At 72.1% G+C, this 9,897-nt stretch carries 9 protein-coding genes; 5 read left to right on the top strand and 4 right to left on the bottom strand.

The features are described 5' to 3' along the window. Nucleotides 1-142: 142 nt before the first annotated feature. Both H9641_RS14215 and H9641_RS14210 read right to left on the bottom strand, forming a co-directional pair. A complete protein-coding gene (locus H9641_RS14215) occupies nucleotides 143-2,542 on the bottom strand; it encodes a glycoside hydrolase family 3 C-terminal domain-containing protein (RefSeq protein WP_191804860.1) in 2,400 nt (799 codons plus the stop codon). Between the two features lie 112 nt (nucleotides 2,543-2,654). Then, nucleotides 2,655-3,326 carry a hypothetical protein gene (locus H9641_RS14210; RefSeq protein WP_318244597.1) on the bottom strand — a complete coding sequence of 224 codons (672 nt, stop codon included), beginning with the start codon at nucleotides 3,324-3,326 and terminating at the stop codon, nucleotides 2,655-2,657. A gap of 717 nt (nucleotides 3,327-4,043) precedes the next feature. On the opposite strand from H9641_RS14210, the gene H9641_RS14205 reads away from it, so the two are divergent. The 5 genes from H9641_RS14205 to H9641_RS14185 all read left to right on the top strand — a co-directional run bounded on the left by H9641_RS14205 (nucleotide 4,044) and on the right by H9641_RS14185 (nucleotide 7,443). Beyond that, on the top strand, nucleotides 4,044-4,481 hold the full coding sequence (locus tag H9641_RS14205) for an XRE family transcriptional regulator (protein ID WP_191804858.1): 438 nt from the start codon (nucleotides 4,044-4,046) through the stop codon (nucleotides 4,479-4,481). Further along, on the top strand, nucleotides 4,478-4,894 hold the full coding sequence (locus H9641_RS14200; protein ID WP_191804856.1) for a hypothetical protein: 417 nt from the start codon (nucleotides 4,478-4,480) through the stop codon (nucleotides 4,892-4,894). Before H9641_RS14205 ends, H9641_RS14200 begins: the two co-directional genes overlap by 4 nt. Beyond that, nucleotides 4,891-5,988, top strand: coding sequence for a DUF6545 domain-containing protein (locus tag H9641_RS14195; protein WP_191804854.1), 1,098 nt, complete (start codon nucleotides 4,891-4,893; stop codon nucleotides 5,986-5,988). The genes H9641_RS14200 and H9641_RS14195 overlap by 4 nt, the downstream gene beginning before the upstream one ends. Continuing rightward, a complete protein-coding gene (locus H9641_RS14190) occupies nucleotides 5,985-6,593 on the top strand; it encodes a hypothetical protein (RefSeq protein ID WP_191804852.1) in 609 nt (202 codons plus the stop codon). Before H9641_RS14195 ends, H9641_RS14190 begins: the two co-directional genes overlap by 4 nt. Nucleotides 6,594-6,813: 220 nt before the next feature. Continuing rightward, nucleotides 6,814-7,443 carry a LysE/ArgO family amino acid transporter gene (locus H9641_RS14185; RefSeq protein ID WP_191804850.1) on the top strand — a complete coding sequence of 210 codons (630 nt, stop codon included), beginning with the start codon at nucleotides 6,814-6,816 and terminating at the stop codon, nucleotides 7,441-7,443. A 27-nt stretch (nucleotides 7,444-7,470) separates the two neighbouring features. On the opposite strand, the gene H9641_RS14180 is transcribed toward H9641_RS14185, so the two are convergent. Together H9641_RS14180 and pyk are read right to left on the bottom strand one after the other, a co-directional pair. Then, complete coding sequence (locus H9641_RS14180; RefSeq protein ID WP_191804849.1) at nucleotides 7,471-8,301, bottom strand: nucleotidyltransferase domain-containing protein; 831 nt, start codon at nucleotides 8,299-8,301, stop codon at nucleotides 7,471-7,473. A gap of 169 nt (nucleotides 8,302-8,470) precedes the next feature. After that, nucleotides 8,471-9,895 (bottom strand): pyruvate kinase, encoded by a 1,425-nt coding sequence (gene pyk / locus H9641_RS14175; RefSeq protein WP_191804846.1) that lies wholly within the window; start codon nucleotides 9,893-9,895, stop codon nucleotides 8,471-8,473. Nucleotides 9,896-9,897 lie beyond the last annotated feature (2 nt).

The following is a 9,897-nucleotide window of genomic DNA, read 5'->3' as shown; positions in this document are numbered from 1 at the left end:
AGCACGAAGAACACCAAGAACTGAGCCAACCCCGGCCGACGCTCCACGAACCCCGACCACCACCCACGCAACCGACCGAACAACGACGACCGCCCCCCGGACGGCGTCCGGGCCGACGCGGGGTCCGCCCCGCTCACGCCGCTCACCGGCGGGCCAGCTCGGCGCGCATCCAGCGGGTGCTCCGCCGGTTCCGGAAGAACGCCGAGACCAGGTCTCCGGTGCCCCGGAAGAAGCGGCCGTTGACGATCGTGACGAGTGCGGCGGCCATGTCCATGCTCACGGCACCGTTGGTCATCTTCGCGATGGCACGGAACGGCATCCCGCGCAGGAACAGCAGGTTGAGGTCAGGGGTGCCCTTGGCCTCGGCGCGAGCGATCCGTCGCGCCAGCTCACGGTAGGCGACCCGGGCCAGGGGGCTGCGCGCGTGCTCCAGGTCCGACAGGGGGCTGTTGACCCCGAGCGGTCCGGTCGCCCGGCCCCGCGCGGCCAGCGGGCGCCCCAGGAAGGAGGCGAACGCGTCGTCGGGCACGTCGGTGACCTCACCGGTCCGGTACTGCTGCGGCACGGCCGGGACCGTGGCCCCGGGGGCTGTCCCGGTCAGGACGTGCTCGGCCGAGAGCAGCACGGTCTCGACGTCGGACCCGACCTCGAGGGTCCACGTGCCGCCCTCGGTCTCCCAGGTTCCCGTCGCCGTCGAGAAGTGCCGGAAGGTGAACCGGTCGAACGCGATGCGCACGCGCTGCGACTCCCCCGGCTCGAGGTGGACCTTCGCGAAGCCCTTGAGCTCGCGCACAGGGCGGTGCACGCCGTCGGTCCCCCGCCGCCCCACGTACAGCTGTGCGACCTCGGCTCCCGCGACGTCCCCCGTGTTGGTCAGGGTGAACGTCACGCCCTCGGCGTCGACCTCGAGGTCCGCGTACGCGAACGTCGTGTAGCTCAGCCCGAACCCGAACGGGAACGCCACCGGCGCGCCGACGCTCGAGTAGTAGCGGTACCCGACGTAGGGGCCCTCGCGGTACTCGGCGTCGACCCCTTCGCCCGGGTAGTAGCGGTAGGTCGGGGTGTCCTCGAGCCTGACGGGGTACGTCTCCGCGAGGCGACCGGACGGGTTCACCGCACCGGTCAGCACCCGGACCACGGCCTCGGCACCGCCCTGCCCGCCGAGGTAGCCGTGGACCAGGGCGGAGCACTGCGAGAGCCAGGGCACCTCGACGACCGACCCCGCGCTGAGGACGACGACGATCCGGCTCGTGACCGAGGAGATCCGTGCCAGGAGCTCGACCTGGCTCGAGGGGAGCCGCAGGTGCGAGCGGTCCTGGCCCTCGGACTCGCTGATCTCGTCGAGACCCAGGTAGAGCAGGACGACGTCGGCCGACCTGGCCGCGTCGACGGCCTCGGTGACGAGTGCCGGGTCCGACGCCCCGCCGCGCGTGAAGCCCTGCGCGGTCGCGACGACCTCGAGGTCGGAGCCTGCGAGCGCGTCGAGCGCCGTCGTGAGCCGGGTCGGGTTGACGACCGAGGACCCGGCCCCCTGGTAGCGAGGCGTCGAGGCGAAGTCACCCACGACCGCGACCCGGGTGCCCGCGGCGAGCGGCAGGACGTGGTCCTCGTTGCGCAGCAGCACAGCGCTCTGCTCGGCCGCCGTGCGCGCGAGCTCGTGGTGGGCGTCCGGGTCGACCTCGCGGCCGGCTCCCCCGATCCGGCTCACGAGGACCTTCAGCTCCTCGACCCGCGCGTCGAGGTCGGTCATGTCGAGGTCGCCGCGGCCGACCGCGGCCACGATCTGCGCCGCGGAGTCGAGCCCGGGCGACGGCATCTCGAGCGTGCCGCCCCGACGCACGGCCTCGACCGCGTCGTTGCCGCCGCCCCAGTCCGTCACGACTGCGCCGTCGAACCCCCACTCGTCGCGCAGGACCTGCTGGAGCAGGAACGGGTTCTCGTTGGCGTACGTGCCGTTGAGCAGGTTGTAGCTCGACATGATCGAGTAGGGCGCGGACTCACGGACGACGACCTCGAAGCCCGTCAGGTAGATCTCGCGCAGCGTCCGCTCGTCGACCACGGAGTCGCTCGTCATGCGGCGCAGCTCCTGGCTGTTGGCCGCGAAGTGCTTGGGGCAGGCCGCGACGCCGCGCGACTGGATGCCGCGCACGTAGCCTGCCGCGAGGCGCCCCGAGAGCAGCGGGTCCTCGGAGAAGTACTCGAAGTTGCGCCCGCACAGCGGGCTGCGCTTGACGTTGAGCCCCGGGCCGAGGAGCACGTCGACCCCCTGGTCGGCGGCCTCGGCACCGAGCGCCTCGCCCACGGACCGCGCGAGCTCGGGGTCCCAGCTGTTGGCGACCGTGGCCGCGGTCGGGAAGCAGGTCGCGGGCTGCGAGGCGCCGAGACCGAGGTGGTCGGCCGAGCCCGTCTGCTTGCGGACGCCATGAGGCCCGTCGGACAGCCACAGCGTCCGGATCCCGTGCCGCGGTACCGCACGTGTCTCCCAGACGCTCTCCCCGCTCAGGAGTGCGGCCTTCTCGAGCGTCGTCAGTTCTTCCGTCATGGTCTGCTTCCGTTCGCCCCGCGGCACGTGTGCGGCTCGCGGGTGTACTGGTGTGGTTCTGTCTCGCCTGGTCGCCCGGACGGCCCGCGACGACCTGGCGTCCGGGTCGGGACTATCTCGCGTGGGCGGGGACCCGCCCGACGGCGTCCGGCACCGGGCCGGCGTCGCCGTCACCGCCCGTGCCGGGCTCCTGCCTGAAGATGATCTTGAGGATCGGGAAGTACACGACGACCGAGATCAGCGCGTTGACGATCATCGTGACGACGTCGGCCCCGGCCTCCCCGGTGCTGCCCCAGCGGTCGACCATGAACTGGTAGATCGGGTCCTTGTAGAACCCTTGGAGCGCCGCGGCGGCGAAGGTGATGACGACGTACGCGACCGTGTACCAGGCCGCTGCGCGCCAGATGTTCGTGCGGGACTTGAACGTGATGTTGCGCTGGGCGAAGAAGTTGATGACCTGGGCGACGAGCAGCGTGATCTGCACCGCCAGGAAGTAGGCGAGCCCTCCGCCGCCGTCCGGCAGCGCCCCCGCCGCGTAGTCGAAGATGTAGAACGTCGAGCCGTCGGCGTTCGTGCTCACCGCGAACGCCTGGAACGACTGCTCCACGAGCGGTGTCATGGTGAAGATCCACTTGATCAGCGGCATGAGCGCCAGCTGGAGCACGGTCATGCCGGTGCTCAGGAGCGAGAAGACGACGAACTGCGCGACGGCCGGACGCCTCTCCGAGAAGTCGTTCCACGACCTGAGCACGCGCGTCTCCCTGATGCCGTTCAGTCTGTCCACCTGCGTGTCTCCTTCGACTGTCCACGAGCTGTCGCGGGGACGAGGCCGCTCGCCCTCACCCTCGGTGCGGGCACGGCGTGGACGACGTCCCGGGTCGCGACCACCTCCGCGCGGGGCTGCGACGCCCGACGACGGTGGGTGGCGCCCGAGGGCGACTGGTAACGAACTCATCACAGCCCACGCTCGACGGGGCACCGAGCCGCTTTGCATAACCTGTCGGTTCTGGCGCACAAACTGTCGCCCCACGGAGCGGGTCGAGCAGAGCCGGGCGCACGGCCGCGCGACGACAGCACTGGTGGGGACGGCGGCAGGGTTCGCTGCCTGGACACGGGCCAGGCAGCCGCCGCGGGAGCTCGCGCTCAACCGACAGCGGCGTCTTCCGGGGACCCCCTGCTCCCCCGGAAGCGCCGCGCGGGCGCGCTCGGACGGGACGCACGACCCCCAAGGCCTCGACCGTCTCGAGCGACGACACCCGTACTCTACTGACGGCAAAGTGGCACCGAGGTCGAAGTGCCGCCAGATGAGAGAGCTCTCATGTGAACTGCACCACATCGTCACGGACCGCGTCCCCGCTCCTCGTCCGCACCCCACGTGCGTCCCCCCAGCCCAGGACCGTGCGACGCCCGGCCGCCTGCGGCGAGCCGTCGCCGTCGGGCCGGAGGAATCTCTCGCTGCGCAATGCCACCAGCACCCGCCCGTTCCTGGGACAATCAAGAGGTGACGACACACGAGAACCCGCCGGGCGAGCGGCTCAGCCGCGCCTTTCAGCACCGACTCAACGAGCTCTTCGCGACCCGACAGCGTGCCGGACGCGGCGCGACCAACCGCGAGGTCGCGAACTGGATGACCGAGCACGGCTATGCCGTCAAGGAGGCCTACCTCAGCGCGCTCCGCGGCGGCCACCGCACCTCGCCCTCGCTGCGCATCATCGAGGGCCTCGCCGCGTACTTCGGTGTCGAGCCCAAGGACCTCCTCGACACGGGAGAAGACCCCAAGAAGGAGCTCCGGCTCGCCCTCAACGACCACGGCGTCGAGGCCTTCGCGCTGCGCGCGGAGGGCCTGTCCGCCGAGAACGTGCGCGCCGTGACCCAGCTCCTGGACCAGATGCGTCGGATGCAGTCGCTCCCGGCCGTCGATCCCGTCGACGAGCCGTGAACGATCACCGCACCCGCCTGACCGCGGCAGGCCTCGACCGAGCCCGCAGCATCGACGACGCCCGGCGCATCGTCGCGACCCTGCGCGAGCGGCCCATCGACGTCGTCGACGGCCCTCTGGGCGAGGGGATCTCGGGGATGTGGCTCAGCATGCCCGACGGCGAGAAGATCATCGTCAACTCCGAGGCGACCCTGTCCGAGCGCCACCGGCACCACATCATCGCGCACGAGCTGGTCCACATCCTCGACGCGTGCGACGACCCCGACGCCCCGCCGCCCGGACCCCAGCGGCGCAACCGCTACGAGGACCCGGTCGAGCACCGCGCCGAGTCGATCGCGAGCGAGCTCATGATGTCGATCGAGGCCACGGGTGGTGTCGCACACCGCCTCGCCGGCATGGAGCGCTACCGGTGACCCTGCTCGCCTGCGCGCTCTTCGCCGGGGCCGCGCTCTGGACGGCTCTGCGCCACCGCTCGCAGCACCGCGGGGACTACGCCCTGACCTGGGGGCTCGCGCTCGTGGCCGCTGCCTCGGCGCTGCGCATCACCCAGGTCGAGTCGTTCCTCCTCGAGCACGCGCCCGCGGGCGCCCACGAGCTCGCCAAGCACGCGCTGCTCGTCGCCGGCTGCCTGTGCATCGCGGCGTGGGTCCAGGGCACCCAGGGACGTCGACCTCGTCCGGCGTACCTCGCCTCGGGGATCGTCGGGGTCGTCGGGGTGCTCGTGCTCGTCTTCGCGCTCAACGGCCCGTGGGAGCGGCAGGACTTCGACCTGCAGACCGGCGGCAAGCCCTGGATGACCCTGTACTGGGCCGCGTACTACGGGGCGTTCCTCTGGGCCACGGCGACGTTCGGCGTCTCGACCGTCCGGAACCGGCAGGACCGACCCCGAAGCGACCGCTGGGGCATGGACCTCGCTGCCGCGGGGGCGTTCGTCGGGGTGCTGTGGGCACTCCTGAGCGCCGTCAACATCGTCCTGCAGGAGCCGGGGGCGGTCGAGCAGTACCGGGTCCTCGGGATCCGCACGCGGTACCTGATCGCGGCGTCGAGCATCCTGCTCACGCTCGGGATCATGGGCCACCTGCTCTCGGCTGCGCGGACCCGGCGACGACGACAGGCCGACCTGGGCGCCCTGCACGCCCACCTGGTCGACGCCGTCGCAGAGTCCCGCCTTCCGGCAGTGCGACCCGAGGTCGCCGAGTACCACCGGACCATCGAGATCATGGACGCGCTCGCGACCCTGGCCAGGTACTCGGCCCCGCGCGACGCCGCGCAGGTCCGGTCGCTGGTCGGCGAGGCCCCCGAGCCCGTGCTGCGGGCACTGCAGATCGACGTCGCCGCGACCCGGCGCGGCATGGACGAGCGACCGGACGTCCCCGCGGACTGGAGCGCCTGGGCAGAGGACGACCACGCCCTGCGTCACCTGGGCAGGGCGTTCCGCGAGCAGACGAGCGAGAAGCGCGCGATCGTGCTCGCGGGCGTCCTCGGCCCCGAGCAGGAGCTGCGATGACGCCGCCGACCGAAGCCTCCGTCGCCACCCCGCCCCGCTGGGCCGTCGTCGTGACGGAGGTCCTCGCGCCGGGCTACACGGTCGCGGCGCTCGTCCTGGCCGCGGCCCTGTACGCGTCGCCCGGTCTCGGCGGCGCGCCCTACGTCGTGCTCGCGGTCCTGCTCTGCGGCGGACTGCCCTACCTGTTCGTCCACGGGCTCGCGCGGGCCAAGGTCCTGGAGTCCCGTCACGTGCGCCCGAGGGCCCAGCGCCTCGTGGTCTTCGCGGGGCTCGTCGTCATCGAGGTCTCGGCGATCCTCGTCCTGCACCTCGTCGGGTCCCCACCCCTGCTCCCCCGGCTCCTCGCGGCCTACCTCGCGGGGATCGTCGCGATCGCCCTGGTCACCCCGTTCGTGCGCGCCTCGGTGCACACGGCCGTGTTCTCGGTCGCTGCCGGCGTCTCGACGGCCCTGTCGTGGTGGCTCGCGGCCGGGCTCCTGGCCGTTGCCGTCGTCGTCGGGCTCTCCCGCCTCGCGGTGCACGACCACTCTCGCCGCGAGGTCGTGACGGGCCTCGTGCTCGGCGCCCTGGTGGGGGCCGTGGCCGCCGCAGCCCTCCTCGGCTGACGTCCCGCGGCGCTGGCCGCGCGCCCGACACGCCTGTGCGCGCCGGTCCGACCGGGTGCCGGACCTCGCGCGGCGAGGCGATATCCCTTGACCTCCCCCGCCCTGCGCGCGATCCTCGATCCATGCCGACGACGCCCCTCGCCCTGCCGCTGCCCGCCGCGACCACGCGACCAGCGGGCAGGCAGCAGGAGTTCCGGCCCCAGCGACCGCACCCGGTGCCATGACGGGCGCGCTGGTCGCCGGGCTCGTCGCGGGCTATGCGATCGCCATCCCGGTGGGCGCGATCGCCGTCTACCTCGTGACGCTCACCGCGCGCACCCGGTTCGCGGTCGGCGCTGCCGCGGGCCTCGGCACCGCGACGGCCGACGGCATCTACGCGACGGTCGCGGTCGTCGCGGGGGCGGTCGTCGCCCCGCTCGTCGCTGCCGTCCGCACGCCGCTCACCTGGGCCTCGGTCGCGGTCCTCGCCTTCCTCGCGTGGCGCACGTTCCGCCCTGCGCTCCAGCGCGTCCTGCCCGACGGCGCCACGCCCCGTCCGGCAACCGGCGACACCACTCCCGTGCGCGCCTATGCGACGCTGCTCGGCCTCACCCTGGTCAACCCCGCGACCGTGATCTACTTCGCCGTCCTCGTGGCCGGTGGCGCCCTGAGCCCTGACGCGACGGGCGCGGAACGAGCGGTCTTCGTGCTCGCGGCGTTCGTCGCGTCCGCGAGCTGGCAGATGCTCGTCGCCGGTGGTGGCGCGGTGCTCGGTCGCGCCCTGACGAACGACACCGGCCAGCGCGTCACCGCTGCCGTGGGCGGCCTGGTGATCCTCGCGCTCGCGGTGCACCTGGCGCTCGGGGCCTGACAAGGGCACCACGGTGCCCCGAAGTGGTCACCCGGCGAGAACGGTGCCTCGCCCGAACGTCATGACCGCCGCCCTGAAGTAGTCCTCGGCGCGCTCGCGCGCCTCGGCCCGGGAAGACCGCTCCCCTGGGCTGCCCGATCCGTCGTGCGCGAGCTCGAGCTCCTCCGTCACGAACCGGCCGATCACGGCGCCGGCCGCCCCTGTCCCCATCTCGCGGGTCACGGCCTTGAGCGCGACGAGCTCCCCGACGGCGTCCTGCAAGGCCGTCGAGGTCTCTCCCTGCGCGAGCAGGGTACGCAGGTCGAGCGGCGGGCTGCTTGCGTCCGGGTGGGCACGCAGCCAGCGCAGCACCGCGGCGGGCCTCAGCGCGTAGAAGACCTTCTTGAGCGAGACCTCGCTGCCCTCCCACCGTTCGCGCTGGCCACGGCCCAGGTGCACGTAGTGCCGGACCAGGGCGTCACGGTCGACCACGTCGGAGGCGAGCGCCCGCAGACCGTCCCGGAAGCCCTCGTCGCCGCGGTACACGATCCCCGACTCCAACCACTCGACGATCGTCGCGTTCCCCTTCACCAGGAGCTGCACCGCCTTGACGAGGTCCCACCCGTTGACGTCGAGGACGGCGTCGAGCGGGGTCTCCAGGACGTCGCGGCGCGGCCACGGCCCGAGGTAGTCCTCGGGAGCGCGGACGTAGACGAACCGGCAGTCGTAGTCGCTGTCCGGCGAGGGGAAGCCCCACGCCCGGCTCCCGCTCTCGACCGCCCACGGGATCGCCAAGTGCTCGGTCACCACGAGGGTCTCGAGGCGGTCGTCGATCGAGGCGACCACCGCGGGGTCGAGGGCCGAGGGAAGGGTGCGCATCCGGGGAGACTAGCCGCTGCGCAGACCAGGTCCCCAGGTAATTCTCGGGCTTCCTCGGTGGATGCTCGCCCAGGCGCCGGCAGCCCTTCCGCTACGACGAGGCCCCGGTGGCCGGTCGCGCGAGGAGCGCGGCCGGCCACCGGGGCCTTCGTCGAGCGGTCAGCGCGGATCAGACGTCCGTGCTGTCACCGATCCGGTGCACGAGGATCGAGTTCGTCGTGCCGGGCTGGCCCACCGGGGCGCCCGAGACGACGACCACGAGGTCGCCGACCTCGGCGAGGCCGTTGGCCTGGAGGGTCGTGTCGACCTGACCGACCATCGCGTCGGTGTTCGCGACCTCGGGCACCTGGTACGACTGGGTGCCCCACGTGAGCGACAGGACGTTGCGCACGTGCTCGCGCGGCGTGAACGCGAGCAGCGGGATCGACGAGCGCAGACGCGACATGCGTCGCGCCGAGTCGCCCGACTGCGTGAAGGTCGCGAGGTACTTCGCACCCAGGACCTCACCGATCTCGGCTGCGGCACGCGTGATGGCGCCACCACGCGTGTGCGGGGTCGAGCCGAGCGGTGCCATGCGCTCACGGCCCGCTTCCTCGGTCGCCTCGATGATGCGGGCCATGGTCTGGACCGTCAGGATCGGGAAGTCGCCCACGCTCGTCTCGCCCGAGAGCATGACGGCGTCGGCCCCGTCGAGGACCGCGTTCGCGCAGTCCGACGCCTCGGCGCGCGTGGGGCGCGGCGAGTTCGTCATGGACTCGAGCACCTGCGTCGCGACGATGACCGGCTTGGCGTTGCGACGAGCGAGCTCGACGATGCGCTTCTGCACGAGCGGGACCTGCTCGAGCGGGAGCTCGACCGCGAGGTCACCACGGGCGACCATGACACCGTCGAACGCGTCGATGATCTCCGCGAGGTTCTCGACGGCCTGCGGCTTCTCGATCTTGGCGATGACGGGGACCGAGCGGCCCTCCTCGTCCATGATCGACTTCACGTCGTCGAAGTCGGCCGCGGAACGGACGAACGACAGCGCGATGATGTCCGCACCGAGGCGAAGTGCCCAGCGCAGGTCGTCGCGGTCCTTCTCGGACAGCGCCGGCACGGAGACCGCGACACCCGGCAGGTTCAGACCCTTGTTGTTGGAGACCGGTCCGGCCACCTCGACACGGGTGACGACCCGGGGGCCCTCGACCTCGGTGACGCGGACGAGCACCTTGCCGTCGTCGATCAGGATCGGGTCGCCGACACGCGCGTCCCCGGGGAGGCCCTTGTGGGTCGTGGAGACGAGCTCCTTGGTGCCCACGACGTCCTCGGTCGTGATGGTGAAGATGTCGCCCTCGTTGAGCCAGTGCTTCTCGTCGCCGCCGAAGCGACCCAGGCGGATCTTGGGCCCCTGGAGGTCGACGAGCACGGCCACGGAACGGCCCGACGCCGCTGCGGCCTCGCGCACGCCGTGGTAGACGGCCTCGTGCTCCTCGGCACTGCCGTGGCTGCGGTTGATCCGCGCCACGTCCATCCCGGCGTCGACGAGCGCCCGGAGCTGTTCCTTCGACTCGGTCGCGGGTCCGATGGTGCAAACGATCTTTGCTCTGCGCATTT

The sequence above is a fragment of the Oerskovia merdavium genome (assembly GCF_014836755.1).
GTDB lineage: Bacteria > Actinomycetota > Actinomycetes > Actinomycetales > Cellulomonadaceae > Oerskovia > Oerskovia merdavium.
This window is presented reverse-complemented; position numbering and strand designations above follow the sequence as displayed.